Source organism: Dyadobacter ginsengisoli DSM 21015 (assembly GCF_059568735.1).
The window spans coordinates 751,864-774,883 of sequence record NZ_JCANTY010000002.1 but is presented as its reverse complement, the minus strand read 5'-3'; the positions used below and the strand labels follow the sequence as shown (position 1 = coordinate 774,883).

15 protein-coding genes are annotated in these 23,020 nt (G+C 52.2%); 11 read left to right on the top strand and 4 right to left on the bottom strand.

Going from position 1 to position 23,020, the window contains the following annotated elements:
* Nucleotide 1: 1 nt before the first annotated feature.
* The 10 genes from BP71_RS09515 (at nucleotide 2) to BP71_RS09470 (ending at nucleotide 16,261) form a co-directional block, all read left to right on the top strand.
* Complete coding sequence (locus tag BP71_RS09515; protein ID WP_496378463.1) at nucleotides 2-1,549, top strand: MGH1-like glycoside hydrolase domain-containing protein; 1,548 nt, start codon at nucleotides 2-4, stop codon at nucleotides 1,547-1,549.
* 32 nt (nucleotides 1,550-1,581) lie between these two features.
* Complete coding sequence (locus tag BP71_RS09510) at nucleotides 1,582-2,670, top strand: sialidase family protein (RefSeq protein WP_496379017.1); 1,089 nt, start codon at nucleotides 1,582-1,584, stop codon at nucleotides 2,668-2,670.
* Between the two features lie 10 nt (nucleotides 2,671-2,680).
* The gene (locus BP71_RS09505) at nucleotides 2,681-3,571 is read left to right on the top strand and encodes a sugar phosphate isomerase/epimerase family protein (RefSeq protein WP_496378461.1); all 891 of its coding nucleotides are present in this window, start codon (nucleotides 2,681-2,683) and stop codon (nucleotides 3,569-3,571) included.
* An 18-nt stretch (nucleotides 3,572-3,589) separates the two neighbouring features.
* Entirely contained in the window at nucleotides 3,590-5,953 is a 2,364-nt protein-coding gene (locus BP71_RS09500) for a DUF5703 domain-containing protein (protein WP_496378459.1), read from the top strand.
* 214 nt (nucleotides 5,954-6,167) lie between these two features.
* A complete protein-coding gene (locus tag BP71_RS09495; protein ID WP_496378457.1) occupies nucleotides 6,168-7,679 on the top strand; it encodes an FGGY family carbohydrate kinase in 1,512 nt (503 codons plus the stop codon).
* A gap of 2 nt (nucleotides 7,680-7,681) precedes the next feature.
* Nucleotides 7,682-9,268 (top strand): DUF5060 domain-containing protein, encoded by a 1,587-nt coding sequence (locus BP71_RS09490; RefSeq protein WP_496378455.1) that lies wholly within the window; start codon nucleotides 7,682-7,684, stop codon nucleotides 9,266-9,268.
* A gap of 289 nt (nucleotides 9,269-9,557) precedes the next feature.
* Nucleotides 9,558-12,596, top strand: a complete 3,039-nt coding sequence (locus BP71_RS09485) for a SusC/RagA family TonB-linked outer membrane protein (RefSeq protein WP_496378453.1) — start codon at nucleotides 9,558-9,560, stop codon at nucleotides 12,594-12,596.
* Between the two features lie 137 nt (nucleotides 12,597-12,733).
* Entirely contained in the window at nucleotides 12,734-14,245 is a 1,512-nt protein-coding gene (locus tag BP71_RS09480; protein ID WP_496378451.1) for a RagB/SusD family nutrient uptake outer membrane protein, read from the top strand.
* Nucleotides 14,246-14,274: 29 nt separating this feature from the next.
* Entirely contained in the window at nucleotides 14,275-14,943 is a 669-nt protein-coding gene (locus tag BP71_RS09475) for an aspartate/glutamate racemase family protein (protein WP_496378449.1), read from the top strand.
* A gap of 1 nt (nucleotide 14,944) precedes the next feature.
* Nucleotides 14,945-16,261, top strand: a complete 1,317-nt coding sequence (locus tag BP71_RS09470) for a bile acid:sodium symporter family protein (RefSeq protein ID WP_496378447.1) — start codon at nucleotides 14,945-14,947, stop codon at nucleotides 16,259-16,261.
* Here BP71_RS09470 and BP71_RS09465 read toward each other — a convergent pair.
* From BP71_RS09465 to BP71_RS09450, 4 genes are all read right to left on the bottom strand, one after another.
* A complete protein-coding gene (locus tag BP71_RS09465; protein ID WP_496378445.1) occupies nucleotides 16,258-16,593 on the bottom strand; it encodes a DUF5615 family PIN-like protein in 336 nt (111 codons plus the stop codon). The genes BP71_RS09470 and BP71_RS09465 overlap by 4 nt on opposite strands.
* On the bottom strand, nucleotides 16,590-16,823 hold the full coding sequence (locus BP71_RS09460; protein WP_496378443.1) for a DUF433 domain-containing protein: 234 nt from the start codon (nucleotides 16,821-16,823) through the stop codon (nucleotides 16,590-16,592). The genes BP71_RS09465 and BP71_RS09460 overlap by 4 nt, the downstream gene beginning before the upstream one ends.
* 119 nt (nucleotides 16,824-16,942) lie before the next feature.
* Complete coding sequence (locus BP71_RS09455) at nucleotides 16,943-18,328, bottom strand: four-carbon acid sugar kinase family protein (RefSeq protein WP_496378441.1); 1,386 nt, start codon at nucleotides 18,326-18,328, stop codon at nucleotides 16,943-16,945.
* Nucleotides 18,325-19,587, bottom strand: a complete 1,263-nt coding sequence (locus tag BP71_RS09450; RefSeq protein ID WP_496378439.1) for a ribulose-bisphosphate carboxylase large subunit family protein — start codon at nucleotides 19,585-19,587, stop codon at nucleotides 18,325-18,327. Before BP71_RS09450 ends, BP71_RS09455 begins: the two co-directional genes overlap by 4 nt.
* A gap of 247 nt (nucleotides 19,588-19,834) precedes the next feature.
* On the opposite strand from BP71_RS09450, the gene BP71_RS09445 reads away from it, so the two are divergent.
* Nucleotides 19,835-22,984 (top strand): SusC/RagA family TonB-linked outer membrane protein, encoded by a 3,150-nt coding sequence (locus BP71_RS09445; protein ID WP_496378437.1) that lies wholly within the window; start codon nucleotides 19,835-19,837, stop codon nucleotides 22,982-22,984.
* Nucleotides 22,985-23,020: the final 36 nt, after the last annotated feature.

Sequence of the window (23,020 nt, the reverse complement as noted above, 5' to 3'; positions counted from 1 at the left end):
TATGCAGATCAGAGTGAATTTGCTGGCGTTGTGCATTGTGCTGGGAGGGCTCCCGGCCTGTTCCCGCCGGGTGGCCGGGCCCGCGGTATTGAAGGCGGAGCAGTTTCGGCAGCATGTTGAGTACTTCAACCGCATGGAAGACGAGAACCAGGTAAATGCGATCCCGAATGCACAGTCCTGGGACTGGATGAAAGCTAATATTCCGCTCTTCGATTGCCCGCAGGACAATTTCCGGGAGATTTACTACTATCGCTGGTGGACGTTCAGAAAACACATTCACAATACGCCGCAGGGGTTTGTGATCACCGAATTTCTGGTAAACCGCAACTATGCCGACAAGTACAACATGATCAGCTGTGCGCTGGGACATCACATTTACGAGGGCCGCTGGCTGCACGACCAGCGCTATCTGACCGATAATGTCCATGTCTGGTACCGGGGTAATGACGGGGCCAGGATGAAAAAGTTACTGAATTTCAGTAGCTGGACAGCCGATGCTTTGTACAACCGCTACAAGGTCAATGCGGACAAGACCTTTCTGCTCGATATGCTGCCGGACCTGGAATCGGAGTACAAGGCCTGGGAAAAGGACCGGCGAACGGAGAGCGGATTGTTCTGGCAAACGGATGTTAGGGACGGGATGGAAGAGTCGCTCAGCGGCGGACGGCGTGAGCAGAATGCCCGTCCGACGATCAACAGCTATATGTATGGGAATGCCAAAGCGCTTTCGGCAATGGCTGCATTAAAGGGGGACTCGGCACGCGAAAAGCATTATCAGAGTAAGGCGGATACCCTGAAAAACCTGATCGATGGCAAGCTGTGGAATGCGGACAGTGCCTTTTTTGAAACAGTAAAGAAGCGCGGCACGGGTCCTTTTGCCGGTGTGCGCGAAGCGATCGGGTTTGTTCCGTGGTATTTCAATATACCCGGTGAAAAACACGATGCCGCCTGGAAACAGGTGTCCGATCCGGCAGGCTTCGACGCCCCTTTCGGCCTGACGACAGCGGAACGCCGGCACCCGGAGTTCCGGACGCATGGCTGCTGTCAGTGTGAATGGGATGGTGCCGTGTGGCCGTTCGCAACTTCGCAAACGTTGACCGGGATGGCCAACCGCATGAATGCGCCGGTACCGGCGCCGCTTGCAGACACGACCTACTTCGGCCTTCTGGAAAAATATGTGGAGTCTCAGCATTACCGCGGAAAGCCCTATATCGGAGAGTACCTGGATGAAAAGACGGGATACTGGCTGAAAGGCGACCAGGAGCGCAGCCGGTATTACAACCATTCGACGTTCAACGACCTGATCATTACCGGGCTGGTTGGCCTCCGCCCGCGCGCGGATGAGGTGATTGAGGTGAACCCACTGGTTCCGGAAGCGAAATGGGACTGGTTTTGTCTGGATAATGTGCTGTACCACGGCAAATTACTGACTATTCTTTGGGATCGCGACGGAAGCCGTTATAAAAAAGGAAAGGGTCTGCATGTTTTTGTCAATGGCAAAAAAGCAGGTTCCTCGGACAGGATTTCACGAATTTTAATTAACCCATAACCCTGCACAGCTGCATGAAAGTCAATATTACAATGCGAAAAAAAGTATCTCAATGGCTCCTGGGCGGGGTGTTCAGCCTGATGGCCCTTTCGTCCTTTGGCCAGAACTTCAAGGATGGGATGATCGTAGACGAATTCATCTTTGAAACAGCACCCTTCCCGGAAAGCCATGCTTCGACGATTGCCGAAACCCCCGCCGGACTGGTGGCCGCGTGGTTTGGCGGTACGAAGGAGCGTAATCCCGACGTGGGTATCTGGGTGAGCCGTTTGGAAAATGGCCAATGGACAGCACCCATCGAAGTAGCCAATGGAATTGTGAACGAAAAATTGCGGTATGCCTGTTGGAATCCGGTTCTTTATCAGGTACCCCAGGGTGATTTGATGCTTTTTTATAAAGTAGGCCCTAACGTGCCGGGCTGGAAAGGATTTCTGATCACCTCGAAGGACCACGGAAAAACCTGGTCGAAGGCGGTTGATTTACCGGAAGGTTATCTCGGTCCAATCAAGAATAAACCCGTTTTGATGGCCAATGGAGCGCTTTGGTGCCCGTCGAGCACGGAAGGTGAGGGCGGCTGGCGCGTGCATTTCGAGGTTACCCCCGATTTTGGCAAAACCTGGCGGAAAGTAGGGCCGCTGAATGACGGCAAGACGATCAAAGCCATTCAGCCGAGCATTCTGACTTATCCGAACGGCGATATGCAGATCCTTTGCCGCAGCCAGAGCCGTTCGGTTGTGGAGTCGTGGTCTAGGGATCAGGGAAAGACGTGGTCGGAAATAGCGCCATCCGCTTTGCCGAACAACAACTCAGGAACAGACGCGGTGACCTTGAAAGATGGCCGGCAGTTGCTGGTGTATAACCACGTGAAGCCACCGGCCGGCCAGCCGAAAGGCCCTCGCACACCGCTGAATGTGGCGGTATCCCGGGATGGAAAGCGCTGGGATGCAGTGCTGGTGCTCGAAGATTCGCCGATCAGCCAGTACTCGTATCCGTCGGTTATCCAGACTTCCGATGGGATGGTGCACATTGTGTACACCTGGCGCCGCCAACGCATCAAGCACGTGAAAATTGATCCGGCAAAGCTGAAAGGCAAGCCGATCGTGGAGGAACAATGGCCTATCTGATTTTTGAACAATGAAAAGGAAGGATTTTTTGAGAGCATGCGCCGCCGGAGTGGTGGCGCTGCCTTTCGCAACCCGGGCTTCGGGAGCATTCGGCCCGTTGCGCAAATCGCGGTATAAAATTGCCGTCATCGATCTGATGATTTTAAAAAGGCAGAAACTGAGTGCATTGCCGCTGGCCGGCGAAATCGGTGCCGACGGGCTGGAAGTGGATATGGGCGGGCTGGGTAACCGGCCTACTTTCGAGAACAAACTGGCGGATCCGGCCGTCCGGCAGCAATATATCGAGAAGGCGAAGGAATTGAACCTGGAAATCTGCTCCCTGGCGATGACTGGCTTTTATGCTCAATCGTTTGCCAAACGGGAGGGTATTGAAAAGACGGTGGGCGACTGCATAGAAACGATGAAGGAAATGCGCATCAAAACGGCATTTCTGCCACTGGGCGTTCAGGGGGATCTCGTGAAAAATCCGGAATTGCGGCCTGCTATCGTGGAACGGCTGAAAATCGTCGGTAAGATGGCCGAAAAGGCAGGCGTGGTGATCGGGATTGAAACGGCATTGAGCGCTGCCGGGGAGGTGAAACTGCTGGAAGAGGTCGGATCTAAGTCCATTCAGATCTATTTCAACTTTGCCAATCCCCTGGAAGCAGGGCGGGATCTTTGCGAGGAACTACGGATACTGGGCAAAAACCGCATTTGTCAGATCCATTGTACGGATAAGGACGGGGTATGGCTTGAGAATAACACCCGGCTGGATATGAAAAAAGTAAAAGCAACGCTCGACAAAATGGGCTGGAAGGGCTGGCTTGTGATCGAGCGCTCCCGGGACGCCGCTAAGCCGCGCGATGTGAAAGGTAATTTCAGCGCGAATACCGCCTTTATGAAAACCGTTTTCCAGTCCTGATCCAGGTTCGCTACACCCATGCTTTTTCGCTTTGTATGTTGCTTTTTGACATTACTTTCCGCATGTCCGTATGCGACAGGGCAATCGTTTTCACCCGAACAGTATAACCTGAAATGGACCAGTCAAAGCAGGAATGCGGGCGAATCGATGCCTTGCGGTGGCGGTGATGTGGGGCTGAATGTTTGGGTTGAAAAGGGGGATGTGCTGTTTTATCTGTCACGCAGCGGGGTTTTTGATGAAAGCAACCTGTTCCCGAAGCTGGGGCGGGTGCGGATCAGGCTTTCACCCAACCCGTTCGAGGCAGGCAGCACTTTTGAGCAGGAATTGAAATTGCAGGAAGGTTATGTGGCGATTACAGGTAAAAAAGGCAGGCGAAGCACGACGGTAAAAGTTTGGGTGGATGTTTTTAGCCCGACCATTCATGTGGATATCCGAAGTAGCAGTCCGGTTTCCATGCAGGCGTGGTACGAAAGCTGGCGTACGGTTCGTGGCGAGCTGATGGGCCATGCGCGGAGTGCCACTTCCTACAAATGGGCGGTGCCCAGGGTGACCGTCTGGCCGGATAGCGTGGCGCACGAAGACCATGGCGTGTTGTTTTATCACCAAAATCGCGACTCCACATTATTCGATGTGATCGCGAAGCAGCAGCAGCTCGATCATATCAAAACACAGCTCTGGAACCCGCTGAAAAGACTGACTTACGGCGGATGGATGGGCGGTCCGAATATGGTAGCCGCCCCGGAAATACGCGCAGGGAAATATGCGGACACGCCATTCAGAGGTTTTGGGTTAAAAAGCAAATCGCCTTCGAGAAGCATTCAGTTGAGCATTTACCTGCACACGGACCAGCCGGAAAACCTGGCAGTTTGGAAAAAAGGGCTCCTGGAATCGGTGGCGAAGGCGCGGCAAAATGAAAAGACGGCCTGGTCGAAGACCGCTGGCTGGTGGAAGCAGTACTGGGAGCGAAGTCATATTGTTTTGAATTCGGACCGTGCGGATAGTACCGCCGCCATCTGGCAGGTGGGGCGTAATTATCAGCTTTTCAGGTACATGCTCGGTTGCAATGCGTTCGGTACTTATCCCACTAAGTTCAATGGCGGCCTTTTTACCTGCGACCCGGTGTTTGTGGATACAGCCTACCATTTCACGCCCGACCACCGTAACTGGGGCGGCGGGACTTTTACGGCGCAAAATCAGCGTCTCGTGTACTGGCCGATGCTCAAAAGCGGTGATTTTGAAATGATGACACCGCAATTTGAATTCTATCGGCGCATACTGGGCAATGCCGAGGCGCGGACACGGCATTACTGGGGACATTCGGGCGCGTCGTTTACCGAGCAGATCGAAAATTTTGGCCTGCCCAACTACGCGGAATATGGCCAGAAGCGTCCGTCTGGTTTCGATCCGGGCGTGGAATACAACAAATGGCTGGAATACCTTTGGGACACGTCGCTGGAATTTTGCCTGATGATCCTGGACAGAGAGGATTTTACGGGGGAGGATATGAGCGGCTACCTGCCGTTCATTGAAAGCTGCCTGGTGTTTTTCGATGCGCATTACCAATACCTGGCGTCCCGGCGGAGCGCGGCCAGGCTCGACCAGGATGGGCATCTGGTGCTTTTCCCGGGAAGCGCCGCGGAGACTTACAAAATGGCTTATAATGCCGTGACTACCGTTGCGGGCTTGAAAACGGTACTGGAACGATTGCTGGCATTACCGGCGAGCTATGGAAATGAACAGCAGCGCAGCCGTTGGCGGGAAATGCTGAACCGCGTGCCGCCACTGAGCTTTCGCGAAATGCAGGGGCGTCGCACCATTGCGCCCGCACAGGCATGGGAGCGCATTCAGAATACGGAAATTCCACAACTGTATCCGGTATTTCCGTATGGGATGTATGGTGTCGGCAAGCCCGATCTCGAAACGGCAATCAATACCTGGAAATATGATACAGAGGCTATCAAAAACCGGAATTATACCAGTTGGCACCAGGACAATATCTTTTGTGCGAGATTGGGCCTCACCGACGAAGCGGCGGAGCTCACTATCCGTAAATTACAGGATTCCGGCCGGAGATTTCCCGCATTCTGGGGGCCTGGCCACGATTGGGTACCGGATCACAACTGGGGCGGTTCGGGTATGATCGGCTTGCAGGAAATGCTGATGCAGACACCCCGCGTCGCTGTGCCGGACGCATCCACCCCGGCCGAGCCGATCTATATTTTGCCTGCATGGCCCGATGACTGGGACGTGCAATTCAAACTGCACGCGCCGCAGAATACAACTGTGGAAGGAGAATGGAAAGGAGGGAAAATGGTATCGTTAAAAATTACGCCGGAATCGCGGCGGAAAGATGTTATTTGTTCCAAATGCGATATGAAATGAAGTAAATGCAGTTGAAAGCTAAAAAGGCGGATAAGCTGCGATGCAATCGCGGTCGTGGCCGATCCGATCCATCAGGAAATTGTACCCAAGGCAATGTGCGACATAAATAAATCAATATTTTCTCGTTGAATATTAGTTTTATTTTCGAATGTTTTTCTTTTCTTTGTTTTAAAGAGTGGAGAGTAGGTCAATAAGTTGTAAACAAACTATCGGAATGTGGAACGGGCCATTTGTTCTGGCGATCGATCAGGGTACGAGCAGTACCAAATCCGTCATTTTTAATGAAAAAGGGCAGGTGCTGGCACGGGGAAGCGAGCCGTTGCAAACGATGTACCTCGACGGAGGGCTCGTAGAGCAGGATCCTAAGGATATTTATGACAATGTGTTGGCCTCGGTAGCGAACTGCACGGCCGATTTTACAGCAAAGGGCGGACGTGTAGAGGATATACGTTCGTGCGGAATTTCCAATCAGCGCGAGACTTTTGTCCTTTGGGATAAAGAAGGTAAACCGTTGCACAATGCGGTCGTGTGGCAGTGTAAACGATCGACGGCCGTTTGTGAGCAGCTCCGTGCTACCGGGCTGGAAGAGGTGATCCGAAGGAAAACAGGCCTGCTGGCTGATCCGTATTTCTCCGGCTCCAAGGTGATATGGCTGAACTTGTATCACGATACCGTTCGGAAAGCGATTGCCCGGCGTAATGCATTTTTCGGTACTGTCGATACCTGGCTTCTTTATCAGCTAACGGGCGGGAAAGCCTATTTAACCGACCATACCAACGCGTCCAGGACGCTGTTTTTTAACCTGGAAACGCTTGCCTGGGATGATGAACTGATCAATTCTTTTGGACTGGATGGATTGCAGTTGCCTGCTATTCAGCCATCTTCATCGTTCTTTGGCGAAACGGACTTCGAAGGTTTGTTTCCTTCGGCTATCCCGGTAACCTCCATGATTGGCGATTCCCATGCGGCCGCATTCGGGGAAGGATGCTTCGGGCCCGGCATTGCCAAGGCTACGCTGGGGACGGGTTCGTCGATTTTGATGAACATCGGGCCCGAACCGAAACCTTCACAGCAAGGCATGGTAACGACCATCGGGTGGAGTGCGGGAAACCGCGTGGAGTATGCGCTCGAAGGGGTGATCGTGACCTGCGGGGCGACGATCGAATGGCTCAAAACGAATCTGGGGTTATTTCAGGACATCCGCGAGACGGAAGCGATGGCCCGCTCGGTGAAGGACAGTGCGGGTGTTTACCTTGTCCCTGCGTTCAGCGGATTGGGGGCGCCGCACTGGGATATGAACCGCAGGGCATCCATTACAGGCCTTACATTTCATTCGAATAAAAACCATATCGTACGCGCAGCCCTTGAATCGATTTCCTATCAGATTAAAGACGTGATCGATGCGATGGAATCGGATACGTGTATTGCGTTGCAGGAACTGAAAATTGACGGTGGGTTGACTTCCAATGCTTTTGTGGTACAAATGCTGGCCGACTTGCTGGAAAAGCCGGTCGTGGCCCTCGAATTTCCTGAGGTTTCGGCTCTGGGTGCGGCCTATCTATCCGGTTTGTATTCGGGGGTCTATCCGGACATCGAATACCTTCGGAACCTCAGTGCCAGTCATTCGTCGGTGCACGCCAATGCCGGGAACGACGCTGTGAAAGCTGGCTACACTGGCTGGCGGGAGGCTGTTCGCTCGGTTCCCCATGTTTATATAACCCATTAAAAATGAGATATTTTCTTTCTATTTCCCTTGTTTTTTTAATCAGTGTTCACGCATTGTTCGCCCAGGACCGCGTGGAGCGCTGGGAGCGGTTCGAGCTGACGTTGACCGGCCCGCAAACCGGCAATCCGTTTGTCGACGTGACGTTGGGAGCGGAATTTACGAGTGCGGCCGAAAAGATAAAAGTTGCAGGTTTTTACGACGGGAATGGGCAATATAAAATACGGTTCATGCCGAAACGGACCGGGGTATGGACTTACAAAACATTCAGTAACAATAAATTGCTGAATGGCAAAAGCGGTGCTTTTATGTGTACCGATCCGGGTAAGGATAACCACGGTCCGGTGGAAGTGGCTGATACTTACCATTTTAAATATGCGGATGGCGAGCGATATTATCCGTTTGGGACGACGCTTTATGCCTGGACGCACCAGCCTGAGGGGCTAGAGGAGGTGACATTGAAGACACTCGCGAGTGCGCCTTTCAATAAGGTCCGAATGTGTGTTTTCCCCAAATATTACTCGCACGTGGAAAATGAACCGCCTTTTTACCCCTATGTGAAAAAGGGGGAGTCGAGGGATGCGAATGGGAAGCTTCGGTTTCAATGGGACCTGTCGCGGTTTGAGCCCGCGTTTTTTCAGCACCTCGAAAAACGGATCGATGACCTTAAAAAGCTCGGGATCGAAGCGGATGTGATTATTTTCCATCCCTACGATAAGGGTCACTGGGGATTTGACAGTCTTGGTAAAGAGAATGATCTGAAATACATACGATATCTCACCGCCCGGCTGGCTTCGTTCCGGAATGTGTGGTGGTCGATGGCGAATGAATTTGATTATGTCAAAACCAAACCACGGGATGACTGGGATGCTTATACGAAAGAAGTCGTGAAAACGGACCCGTACAAGCATCTTTGCTCGATTCACAACGGTAGCGTGTACTACGACCTGTGGAAGCCTGAATTTACCCACGTAAGTATTCAAAATGGCTCGGCGGTCGAAGATTTTGGGCGGGCAACATTGCTCAGGGATGTGTTTTTCAGGCCAATGGTGTACGATGAAGTTTGTTATGAAGGTGATTTGCAGCAACGCTGGGGGCACCTGAGCGGCGAGGAAATGACGGAGGCATTCTGGCAGGGTGTGATCGCAGGTACGTATGTGACGCACGGGGAAACTTACAAAAATAGTGGCGACACGATCTTCTGGGCGAAAGGCGGAAGGTTAATCGGCAGCAGTCCGGCCAGGATCGGGTTTCTCAGGAAGATCCTGGAAGCGGCGCCAGGGCCTTTGGAACTTTCGGATCCGTGGAAAGATCATCATACGGCCCGGGCCGACAGCAGTTATTACCTGATTTACATGGGGAAGGAAATGCAGGCGGAATGGGAGTTTAGCTTGCCCGCTAAAGGAGGCCCGAAGGCTGGAAGTAAATTTAAGGTAGAGGTGATAGACACCTGGAACATGACGGTAGGCGAACGGCCGGAATTGTTTGAGGTCGGGGCAAAGGAAGGCTACCGGTTGTTTGATAAGGACAGAAAATCAATTCGTTTGCCTATGACGCCGTATCTCGCCCTGCGCATTAAAGCTTACCCCTGATATTGAATTCTTGATTGGTTAACATAGATAGTAAAGTATGAAAAAAGGCCGGACATTGTCTGGTCTTTTTTTTTTGTTTGTTTATGATTGGCGTTAAACATTTTGCTTTAATAGTGTCATCCTGGCTGATGCAAGCCTTCGAGAGGGTAATAGTTTAACTTTTTAAAGTGAAAAAATAATTATTCCTGTATTTTGTTTTGCATTGCAAACATTATCTTTTATTTTTCGAAAAAATAAGAATATAAACGAAAGTTAATATTCAATCTATTCGTAAAACCCTTGTAGCCTTATGAAATTATGCTTCTATCTTCTGATGGGATTGCTGTGGATTGCGCCGAATCTTTACGGGCAGTCCGGGGTGGTCAAAGGAAAGGTGACCGGTGCGAACGATAACCTTCCCTTGCCCGGCGTGAGCGTCGTTGTCAAAGGCACTCAGAAGGGCACGATCACCAATGTAGACGGTGAATATCAACTGGAATCCAACGGGGCAGGTGCCGTGTTGGTTTTTAGTTTTGTAGGTTATATTCCGCAAGAAGTGCAGGTAGGCAGCCAAACGGAAATTCCGGTGAGCCTGGTGCCTGAAAACAAGTCGCTTGACGAGGTTGTGGTAGTGGGTTATGGAACCCAGTCGCAGCGGAATGTGACCGGCGCTGTACAGACGGTCAAGGTGTCGGAACTGTCCGATGTGCCTGTGCCACAGCTTTCCCAGAAATTGCAGGGACGGCTCGCAGGTGTTCAGATTTTGCAGACCTCCGGCCGCCCGGGCGGGGGGATGTCCGTTCGCATACGCGGGCAGGCATCGGTATCTGCTGGTAATCAGCCTCTTTATGTAGTGGACGGTTTTCCGATCACCGGTGATATCAGTACCCTGAACCCCGATGAAATTGAGAGTATCAGCGTCCTGAAAGATGCCGCTTCAACTTCGCTTTACGGCTCCCGGGCCAGCAATGGGGTCGTGATGGTGACAACGAAGCATGCAAAGGCAGGCGAAACACGCATTGGTTTGAATGCCTATTACGGTGTGCAGCAAATTCCTTCGCGCGGGATACCGGAAATGATGGATGGCTCCGGATTTGCGCAGTTTATGAAGGAAGTATATGAAGAAAACAAACGGACCGTCCCCGCCGAATATCAGAATCCTGCCCAGTACGGCAAAGGTACGGACTGGTACGACCTCATTACCCGAACTGCACCGATACAGAATTACAGCCTGTCTATCGGGACCGGTGGCGAGAAGTTCAGCACCAATGCGGTGCTCGGGTATTTCCAGCAGGACGGTGTGATCATCAATACCCGGTTCAGGCGCTTTTCCGCAAGGCTAAACAGCGACTATCGCTTCAATAAACATGTGCGTATAGGGATTAACGTTGCTCCGTCGATATCGATTTTTACCGGAAGGCCCACAGATGGCGGGCCGTTTTCCTCGACCAGCGGCTTGATCACGAGCGCACTGCTCTCATCGCCTCTGGTAGCGGCGGTAAACCCGGACGGTTCTATGCCTGTTACTGCGATTTCGCCGGGCATGCTGAACACCCCGAACTGGTACCGGGTGGCCAAAGAAGCCGATGCGACCGATAACAACACCCGTATTTTGTCCAATGCCTATCTGGAATACACGCCGGTTGCGGGCCTTACCCTGAAAACCTCCCTGAATGCGGAGTACGGGCAGGTACGCTTCAATAATTTTGTGCCGTCCACCTCCGGCAATGTCAATGTAGCTATGCCCCGCGCTTCGGGTGATCTGACGCAGACCAATACGCAGTTTCTGACCTGGCTTTCAGAGAATATCGCGACCTACGATAAGGATTTTGGTCATCATCACGTGGACATTACCGCTGGTTTTACCGCCCAGAAGTTTCGTTCCGATATGAACAACGTCGTCGCGACCAATTTTCCGAACGATAAAGTGCGCACGCTGAGCGCGGCTACGGTGTTCACGCCCACAAGCGATATCCAGGAATGGAGCCTGCTTTCTTATCTGGCCAGGGTGAATTACAATTTCAAAGGTAAATACCTGCTTTCCGCCTCGATCCGGCGCGATGGCTCGTCGCGTTTCGGGCAGGACAACAAATGGGGGAGTTTTCCATCCGTTTCCGCAGGCTGGCTCGTTTCCGACGAGAATTTTATGGCGGGTGCGCGGCCGGTATCGTTGTTGAAACTGCGTGGCAGCTATGGTGTGACGGGTAACAACAATATCGGGAACTACACCTATTATGCCAATGTGGCCGGTGCCAATGGGGGAGCCACCAACAACTACGTGTTTGATGGCAAGCTGGCAGCCGGTAATAATGTCACCACCCTATCCAACAGTACCCTGGGCTGGGAAATCACCAAACAACTTGATTTCGGGATAGATCTGGGATTGTTCGAAAACAGGTTGTCTTTTGCATACGACTATTATACCAAAAAGACCGACGGCCTGCTTTTCAATGTACAGGTGCCTACCTATACCGGCTTCTCCAATTTCCAGACCAACATCGGCTCATTCAGGTTCTGGGGGCATGAGTTTACGGTCAGCAGCCGCAACCTGACGAAGGGTTTGAAATGGAATACGGATTTCAATATTTCTTTCCTGAAAAACCGGGTGGAGCAATTAGGGACCGCCAATGCATTCCTGGGCGGCGGTACGAGCCGGAACATTACGATGGTGGGGCAGCCAGTCGGGATGCTTTGGGGCTATGTACACAATGGCGTTTACGTGAACCAGGCAGACTTCGACGCGTCGCCCAAGTTTCAGACTTCGAATGTAGGTACCGTGAAAATGAAAGATGTGAATGGGGACGGTGTCATTACAGTCGATGATCGCACGATCATCGGCAACCCTAATCCGGATTTTATTTTCGGCCTGACCAACACGTTCTCATGGCGGCGGTTTGACCTCAGCATTGCTGCGGCGGGTTCTGTGGGGAACGATATTATGAACACTGCATTGGAATACACCAACAACCTGGATGGCGTTTTCAACGTGACCAGATCGGTAGCGAACCGGTGGAAATCGGAGCAGGACCCGGGTGACGGCATTACCCCGCGTACGCTTGCGGGAACCACCGGCCTTTTCCGGAATGCGAATTCGCTGTGGGTTACTGATGGCAGCTATTTCACGATCAAGAACATCGCATTGGGCTACACTTTTCCTTCCAATGCCATCAGGGGTGTTAAGAGCCTGCGTATTTATGCTACCGTGCAGCAGGTTGCGGTATTTACCAAATACAAAGGATCGAATCCGGAAGTCAATACCGGAGGTTCGGATCCGCTGGCCCAGGGACTTGACGTAGGCGCCTACCCGGTGCCGCGCACATTCACGCTGGGGATTAATGTCGGGTTTTGATAATGGGTTATGTTATAAGCAATATGCTGTAAGCCGTAAGCTATCGGTACATTGAGATTGAACATGCGGCCTATAGCCTACAGCTTAAAGCCTAGAGCCTAAGACATACCGCCTAAGGCTCCTAAAAAAATACGTCTATGAAAACAAAGATCTTCACCTTTTTGCTCCTGGCCGGTTTACTCCCCGGATGCAATGATTACCTGGATGTTGCGCCTAAGAACTTTATCAGTTCCAATAATTTCTTCCAGACAGAGGCTGACTTCACACAGGCTGTAAATGCTACTTATGCGGCGCTGAGGATGGTTTATAACAGCGCCTATATCATGGGGGAAATGCGTTCGGACAACGCGCATTACATCTTTAACAGCTCCAACCGCGGCAATCTCGTGCGTGAGGAGATCGCTGACTTTATCGACAATCCGACGGCAGAACCGGTGGCTAATAAATGGGCCGGAGATTACAAGGTCGTTGCCTATGCCAATGAAGTAGTCACCCGGATCGACGCGGCGCAAATTTCGGATGCCGCTAAAAAGAATCTGAAAGGACAGGCGCTCTTCCTGCGTGCCCTGGCGTATTTCGATCTGATCCAGTATTTCGGGGACGTTCCGCTGGTGCTGACGCCGGTGTCGGGGACTGCGGACCAGATTTTGGGTGAGAGTGCGGTTTTGACGCGCACACCGAAAGAGGACGTGTATGCACAAGTGATTAAAGATGCGACCGAGGCGATCTCATTGCTACCTGCAAAGGCTGTACAGGAAAAGGGTAGAGCAACAAGCGGGGCGGCCAGGGCATTGCTAGGCAATGTGTACGTGGTGCGCAAGCAATGGGCCGAAGCCGAGAAAGTGCTTTCCGAAATCGTCGGGTCGGGAGCGTATTCTTTGCTGACAGATTATGCTGCGGTTTTTAATCCTGCCAATAAAAACAATGCGGAGTCGGTATTCGAGATCCAGTATATGCAGGGAAATCTCGGTTTGCAGAGCACGTTTGCCTATGTGTTTCTTCCCAATCTGACCAATCTGAACCCGATAGCCGGTTTTCAGTTCAACAATCAGAGCACAGGCGGTTGGAATATCCCTTCCGATGATCTGATCAAATCGTATGAAACAGGTGATAAGCGCAAAGAGGCTTCCATTGTGAATGGTTATACCGGTGCCGACGGGAAGTTTGTGGAGCAGCCTTTTGTGAAAAAGTATTTTTATCTGCCGCTGCCAGCCCCGAACGGCTCTGCGGCCAACGGGAATGACAACTGGCCGGTGTACCGCTATGCTGAAGTACTGCTCCTTTTGGCCGAATCGCTCAATGAACAGGGCAAGGCAGGTGCATTGACTTATCTGAACCAGGTACGTGACCGTGCGTTCGGAGCGGGTGTTTCGCCGGTAAAGGAAACCGGCCAGGCGGCTTTACGGACATTGATTGCCCGGGAGCGCAGGGTAGAGCTGGCGTTTGAAAATAAAAGATGGCTGGATCTGGTTCGTACCGGTCAGGCGATGCAGGTCATGAATGCGTATGGCGTAGCATTGAAAGCCAGTGGCAAGTATCCCAATCTGATTGCGCAGACTTACCAGGTCTCCGAAAAACGCTTGCTTTTTCCCTTGCCTTTCAACGAGGTTCAGGTGAACCCGAAGCTGGTGCAGAATCCCGGTTATTGAAATTGATTTTAAAAATATCCATACTTTTTATGAAGCCCGTAACGCTTGGACTGATCCATACTTCTGCTACGCTCGTGCCCGTTTTTCAGCAGCTTTGCAACGAAAATCTGCCCGGAGTCAATGTTTTCAACATCGTCGATGACAGTCTGATCAAGGATGTCATCGCCAAAGGAAAGCTGATGCCGGATACGGCCCGGCGCGTCGTCAACCATGTCGCTTCGGCGGAAGCCGCCGGTGCCGACCACATTCTGGTGACCTGCTCGTCGATCGGCCGGGCGGTGGAGGCAGCGGCGGCGCTGGTTTCGGTGCCGGTGTTGCGTGTCGACCAGCCGATGGCCGATCTGGCAGTATTAAAAGGCAGGCGGATCGGCGTGGTGGCCACATTGCCAACAACCCTTGAACCTACCTCGGATCTTGTGAGGCGGCGTGCGCAGGCGGCCGGAAAGGAAATCGAACTGACGAGCCGGTTGTGCGAAGGTGCATTCGAGGCATTGATGGGCGGTGATCCCGCGTTGCACGATCAGATGGTAGCGCACGCATTACGTGAATTGTCTGTGCAGGTGGATGTGATTCTGCTCGCGCAGGCGTCGATGGCACGTGTGGTGGATACGCTGGACGAGGCTGAGAAAACGGTCCCGATCGTGGCCAGTCCGCCCGAGGCGATCCGGTACCTGGCCAGTATTTTAAACGAGGCGTAGTATGCTGCTGATCAGAAAATGTAGCTTGGCACTGGCCATTGTTTTTGCACTAGCACTCGCTTTGGCACTATTCAATGGATCGGTAGAGTGGGCGAAGCTGAGTGGCCTGGGCTTGGTGGCGGCGCTGGCGGTTGGGATTGGTGCGGTGCCTTTATTGCAGGGTTACCAATACACGGCCTGGATCATATGTGCGGTAGTAGCCGGTATGGCCTATCCACAGGCTTTTCTGCATGTGGGGGATTTTGACATGCGAAATAAATGGCTGATCCTCATTGTCGTACAGCTGGTGATGTTTGGAATGGGTATCCAAATGAGCCTCCGCGATTTTTCGGAACTGGCTACCTCCGGGAAAGGCGTGCTTGTGGGGTTATGCAGTCATTTTACCATTATGCCGCTTACCGGTTTTGCATTAACTAAAATCTTCCATTTCGATCCCGAAATCGCCGCGGGGATCATCCTGTTAGGGTCCTGTTCGAGCGGGCTGGCATCGAATGTGATGGTGTACATTGCCCGTGCAAATCTCGTGCTGTCGGTGGCAGTCACGGCCATGACTACCCTGGCTGCTCCCTTTCTTACCCCTTTTCTGATGAAAATGCTGGCCGGAACGCTGATTCATATCCGTTTTCTGGATATGATGATGGAGATCATCAAGATCGTCATCGTTCCGATCGGTGCTGCATTGATCCATGATTTTCTCAAAACTGCTTCCCCGGACGGGAAAAGGCGACTGTATGCAGTATCGGGTGTTGCTATGCTATTCCTGGGGGCATTACCGCTGGGTTTATGGGCATGGTTAAGTGCGCACGTTTCCCGGGCTGCATTGCAATCGCTGGAAGTGCTTGCCTTTTTTGCAGGTGCCGTGCTCGTCGGGCTATTTTATCACGTGCTGACGTTGTCGTTCCGTAAGCTGGACCGGTATATGCCTTATGTTTCCATGTTCGGGATCATCTATTTTACAACAGTGACCACTGCGGCGGGGCGTGATAACCTCCTGAATGTCGGTTTCCTGCTGTTTTTCGTGTCGGTCATCCATAATTCGGCCGGATACTTCTTTGGTTACTGGCTGAGCCGGTTGCTGGGGCTGGACCAGGCATCGGCGCGGACAATGGCATTCGAAGTAGGACTTCAGAACGGCGGCATGGCCTCAGGGCTGGCCGGAACAATGGGGAAACTGGGTACCGTCGGATTAGCGGCAGCTGTTTTCAGTCCGTGGATGAATATTTCGGGGTCGATTCTGGCGAATTACTGGCGGCGGAAGGTCCTGGAAACAGGCAAGGAGACTGAGATTGTGGAGAGAGCAGACGATTTGCGGGTTTAGATCATTTCCAATAACCCATAAGTTTCAGATTCGTGGAATTGCGCAATTTCTGATATCCGGTTCTCCAACAGGTTTGCCACAAATTTTGTAGAGGAATTACCTGTTCTAAGTAAAATCACTTTTGGTGGAAAACCATAAAGGTCGGTCAGATCCTTGAAGTCCTCGTCGCATGTTACGATCATGTATCCATTAATTTTGGCGTAGTCCCATATTTTTCGGTCGGAACATGGCTTTCCGACAGATGTTTGGCTTACGTGAAGACATTGAGGCAAAGAAGGTTTTAGCTTTTTAACGATCCGATACGAGATATTTTCGTCAAAAAGAAATTTCATACCGCTGTGATCAGAATTTTTGTGTTTTCTTCCCTATTAGCGGCGAATTCAAGTGCGGCCAGGATGTCTTCACGTATCAACGTTGGAAAATCCTCCAAAATTTCTTCGAAGGTCATTTCGCTGGCCAACCATCCGAGAATATCACGTACAGCAATCCTCGTCCCCTTGATGCAGGGTTTACCAAACCGGATTTCGGGGTTAATGCTGATTCGTTCCTGCCAGTGCCGCATATGATCAAAGTTGTTTTGAAAGATACAAACTTAAAGTGAAGCAAAAAAGCTGCCTTGCTGATCAGTTGTCATGATTTGTTATCAGTCCAGGAAACGAAATTAACGGCAAATGAATTTCATCAAACCCTCCCGCGTCGCAGCACCTCAAAGTAATCCTCTGCGCCGACCTGCCCGCCTTTGAAATTGACCTCCATGCCTTCGGCCGGTGATCCCGGCGCATATGCCCGGCAGAGCGGGGCACCGGGGGATAGCGGGGCGAGCATGCGCACGGCCTTGATGCCAAGCGTTCGTGCGACTACGCCCGACGTGTCGCCTCCGGCTATGACGAGCCGTTTGACGGGTACGCTGGCAGCAATCCCGAGTACAATCCTGCCCAATGCCTCACCATAGAGCTTCGAAGTAATGCCCTGTATTTCGGCAGGCGTGAAACCGCGTTGTTGCAAGAGCGCATTCGAACCGGTGAAGCGCTCGTCCTGCGTACTTTTACTGGTGTGGATGATCACGCTTCGCCCCAGTTTCATCAGTGCAATGCCCTGCCCGATTTCCTGTTCGAAAGTAAGCGGTAGTTCTGAGGCAGCAATGCACCGGGTATCCAATGCAATTTCTGTAAAACCATTTGCCAATGCGTGGTCGATCTGTCGGGACGTGACAGGGGAGCAGCTGCCGGATACCACCAGTAGGGGGGAGGCTTCACCCGGCTCCGGCCATTCCGAAGGCCTGGTGGTGCTATTTTGATCGAGCCAGTGTCCGGTTAGCGCCATTTCTACCCCCGAAGAGCCGACGGAAAAATGCGGATTGCCGGGCTTACCCAGTGGGTCGATCAATGCGCCGATGCGCGACATCTGATGTTCGTACAAGCCATCAAACAGAACAACGTCGTGCTCCTCACCGGTTTTTTCAAGCAGGGATGAGGTGGTCGCGAAACCAGCCTCGATTTGCAGAATGTCTATCAATCCGCAGGATTTTACACTTTGCTTCGACAGGTGCAGGCGCAGATCGCTTTCGTCGGATGGAGTGGTAGGGTGCCTGCTCATGCTCGGATGGCGGTCGAGACGGTAAATACTACCATTGCTGCCAATCCCCATCCGGGCAAACAGGTTCCCGAATGCACAATACCTGCCGAGGGAAGGAGCTGCGACCACCATCGACGTAAAGCGGTTTTCGAAAATAGCCGCGCCCGTATCAATAGCTTTTCCGATGCTGCCGATTGCTGGTGACGAGTCGAAAGTGGAGCATACCTTATAGTGTACATGCCGTGCGCCGGATGCTTTCAATATTTCAAAAGCAGGTCGCAATGTTTCTTCCATTTGCTGCGGTGCCATTGCGCGGGTCATACCCGCAATGCCGACCGCGCGGATATCCGGTAAGCGTTCCCAGTCTTCCGGCTGCGGTGGTTCAATAAACAGCGCAGTGCGGACGCCGGCGCGTTCAAGGATTTCCATGGCATCGGTGGAGCCGGTGAAATCGTCGCCGTAGAAGGCGAGGAGCAACTCTTGGCTACTCATGCGCGGTCGAATTGTAGTTTGCCGAATTTTTCAACCGATTTTCCAAACTCCGGATAATGCTTTGCCGCTTCTTCGAGGGTGAGCCCATTGACGGCCCCCTCCCACGCCTGCTGCAATGCCAGAACGCCAGCTCCCGCGCCGCCCGGATGTGCCATGATGCCACCGCCGGCCATATAGAGCAGGTCGGTCGTGCCTGTCCGTCGGTAGGTTTCAAATGCCTGCCCGCCCCATTGGCCCGAAGACACGACCGGGAGGACTATCTTGCCGCCCGGTTCCGGGTCGAGGCACGAGGCGATCGATCGGACCACCGAGTCGTCCGACTCCCAGAATTTGTTTTGAATGCCATTCACGTGAAGCTGGTCCACACCGGCCAGGCGCCATAACTTTTGATAAGCAGGAAACTCAATACCCAGCAATGGGTGGCGGTTGAGCATTCCCCAGCCATTGCGGTGGCCGTGTATGGCGAGCTCGCCGATGTCGCATATCCGCTTGCTGGCCGATAATCCCACACTGTTGATGCTGATCATCGCGCAGGTACCCCCGGCTTTTGTTATGTATTCATATTTGCCGAGCATCGCGTCCATTTCGTCGCTGATGTTGAAGGCATACATGATCTTTTTGCCGGACTGGTCGGCATGCTCGCGGATGACTTGCATCACGGCATCGACACGGTCTTCGAACTGCGAGTTGGCGGTAGAGCCCATCAATTCATCATCTTTCACAAAATCGATTCCCGCCCGGGCGAGCGTACGTACGATAGCTGCGGTCTGGCCGGGTGTCAGTCCGACGCTGGGTTTGATGATCGTGCCGATCAGCGGTCGGGTCGAGGGAGTGTCGGTGAGCAAGCGGCAGCCATCTGCACCGTACCGGGGCCCGCGGAACTGCTGTGCATATGAATCAGGAAATTCGATGTCCATGAGTTTCAGGCCGGTGAACTGCGTGATTTCATACAGATTGCCCTGTAATGTCGATACCAGGGCTGGCAGGTTGTAGCCGAAGTTTTCAACAGACCATGAGACTTTTACATGAGCCCGCTGGTAGCGCCCGGTTCGGGAGGATGCACCCGGGATAGCGGGTTCTGGTACACTTTCCAGGGGTTGGACAGATTCAACCCGGGCGGCAAAACGACTTTTGAGTTCCGCTGTTTCGCCCGGTACCGCCACAAATGTGCCGGAAGACTGCTCTCCCGCCAATACGGCCGCGGCCTTTTCAAGCTCGTAAGGAGTTTCGATATAATAATGTCCCGTAATTCTTTCCATTTATTGCTACTGTTCTATTTTATACTTACGAATGTATTGATTTTAGGTATGTTTTGAGCGTAATAATTTTACCCTGTAAGCAATAGGAAGTTGCTAAAATGGCTTTTCAACAATTTTTTATAAAAATAAGACATAAAATACTTGCAAATATTTTTTATAACTAAAATTGTTCCTACTTTTCGTAAAAAATAGAATAAAAAAGAAAGAAAAAGAAAACTTCTCCATTTTCTAACCCCATCCATTATTTATGAAACAACTCCTACGCATCATTCTGGCATGTCTGCTGGTGGTTCCCGCGGTGCATGCACAGACGCTGTCCGTAAAGGGCAGGGTGACGGGCGTGAGCGATGCCGACCCGCTGCCGGGTGTGAGCGTCGTGATCAAGGGTACGCAGCGAGGTACCACGACGAATTCCGACGGGACATTTCAGATCGATGTGCCAGATCAGGCTACGGTGCTGGTATTCAGTTTTGTAGGATATAAATCTGTGGAAGAGACTGTCGGAAGCCGGGTCGATATCGGAGTTCGGCTCACGCCTGAGAACAAGTCGCTCGAAGAGGTGGTAGTGGTGGGTTACGGAACGCAGAGTAAGCGTGCCGTGACGGGGGCGGTGATCTCCGTTAATTATGATAAGTTCAAAGACCGGTCGTTCAGCAATGTGACGCAGTCGCTAGCCGGAACGCTGCCCGGTGTCAATATTTCCCAGTCGCAGGGAGCGCCCGGGGCATCGCCGGTGATCAAGATCCGCGGTATCAGTTCCATTACCGCGGGTACCAACCCGCTGATCGTCGTGGATGGTGTTCCCTTGGAAAATTTTAACCTGAACCTGATCAATCCGCAGGATATCGAATCCGTGGAAGTGCTTAAAGATGCTTCGTCCGCAGCGATTTACGGTTCGAGGGGTTCGAGCGGGGTGGTGATCGTTACCACCAAAACCGGCAAACCCGGCAAGGTCAATGTGAGTGCCAATGTAGAATACGGCTCCCAGAAAGTAGTGCGGCGCGTCAAGATGATGGATGCGCAGCAGTATATCGAAACTTATATCGACGCCAAGAATAATGCATGGACGGCCCAGGGCGGCAATGCCGGCGATCCGAACAGTGCGCGTCCGGCCACATTACGCATTCCGGAAGATTTTACCACTAATCCGCAGCAATTCGGCAAAGGTACGGACTGGCAGGACGTGATGTTCCGCACCGCGCCTTCGTACAATGCCCAGGTGACCATCACCGGTGGGACGGATAAGACTCAATATATGTTTTCGGGCGCTTACCTGGATCAGACTGCCGTGCTGGATGCGAATTATTACAAACGACTTGCCATTCGTTCCAATATCAAAACGCAGATTACCAAGCGGTTGAGCGCGGGGATGAACATCGGGATCACTTCGATTTTTGACCGCACGGAAGGTACTCAGGGCAAAAGTGACGTGATCAGCCTGGGTTTGCAGAGCGATCCTATCTTCCCGGTTTACAATGAAAATGGCAACCTGGGTTTCCGTGACCCTAATTCGACGTGGTTCCGGTTTACTTCCTACGCTGACATGAACCTCTGGCATCCGTACTCGCTCACGCGCGAGGTGGATAAGAGCAGAAAATCTTTCAATACGCTAGCGACCGGTTTTCTGGAATATGAAATCGTAGACGGATTACGCTTCCGGACCAGCCTCAGTGGTAACCTTTATAATATGCGCAACAGCTTTTACTGGAACGACAAGCAAAAATATGGCTATTCGGCGGTACTCGCCGCGCAGGGTAATGCGGGAGATGCTTACATGTTCAACTGGCTGAGTGAGAATACATTGAATTATGATAAAAAAATAGGAGAGCATTCGTTTACCGGCTTACTGGGTTACACCATTCAAAAACAGCGGGATGAAACGATGTACGTGGCTGCCACCAATTTCCCGAATGACCTGGTTCATACGCTCAACGCCGGTACCACGGTAACGGGTGGAAATACGACCGCCAGCGAATGGTCGCTGCTGTCGTACCTGGCCCGGGTTCAGTACAATTTCAAAAACAGGTATTTCCTGACCGGAGCGATCCGCAGGGATGGCATGTCCCGCTTCGGGGAGGATAACAAGTTTGGTTATTTTCCTTCTGTATCCGCGGGCTGGCTGCTTTCGGATGAGTCGTTCATGGCAGGTGCCACCGCAGTTAACAACCTGAAACTCCGTGCGAGCTTTGGGGTGACGGGTAACAATCAGATCCCGAATTACGGGGCGATCAGTCTGCTGGCTGCTGCGCCGTATGTGAATGGCGCGAATATGGTGAACGGGTTGAAAGTAAGCACACTGGCGAACCCCGGGCTGAAATGGGAGAAGACCAACCAGTTCAATGTGGGCGTCGATCTGGGGCTGTTCAATAACCGCATCAATCTTTCCGCCGAATATTACAATTCGGTGACCCGCGACATGCTGCTTTTTGTGCCGGTACCCGACATTACCGGTTTCTCGACCCAGCTGACCAATATCGGTAAAATGCGCAACCGTGGTGTGGAACTGAATATTGCTACCAAAAATCTCACGGGAGCATTTACCTGGACAACCGACTTCAATATTTCCAGAAACCGCAACAAAGTATTACAGCTCGGTCCGGGCAATGCGCCGATCCAGTATGTCGATAACGTGGTCACGGTACGCACCGAAGTAGGTCAGCCCGTTTCCAACTTTTACGGATACATTTTCGATGGAGTTTTCAAAAATCAGGCGGAGGTCGATGCTTATCCGCACCATGCCAGCACTACGCCGGGTGACCCCAAAGTGCGCGACGTGAACGGCGACGGCAAGATCACCGACGCCGACCGGACGATTCTGGGCAATAATCAGCCCAACTTCATCGCCGGTATTACCAACACGGTCGGTTATAAGGGTTTTGAGCTTTCGTTCCTGTTCCAGGGCTCCTTCGGCGGCGAGATCGCCAATAACAACGTGCGTTACCTGGGTACCTGGGATAACGGCCGGAACTTCTTTGGAAGCATGTACAACTACTGGCGCTCGGAAAGCGAGCCGGGCGACGGCAAGCATTTCAAGCCGTCGGTGAACTATCTGGGTTTGCAGAAGCAGTTCTCGTCCTACTGGGTTGAAGATGCTACCTTCGTGCGGTTGCGTAATGTGCGGATATCGTACGGTTTGCCCGCGAAATGGGCTGCTAAGTTGAAAGTCGCCGGCGCGCGGGTTTATGTGAATGCGGAAAATGTGCATTTGTGGAGCAAATACACGGGCTACGATCCGGAGAACACCACCTATGGCACTACGTCCTATTCAAGCAGTATGGAAACGTCCGGGTCGTACAGTAGCGGCAATGCGCCGGTTCCGGGAGCCTTTCAGGGGGTTGATTACGGATCGTATCCACTGCCCCGGGTGATTACTGTGGGGATTAAGGCTGATTTCTAAATGCCCCGAAAACAAAAATGTTCATGAATGCATTCG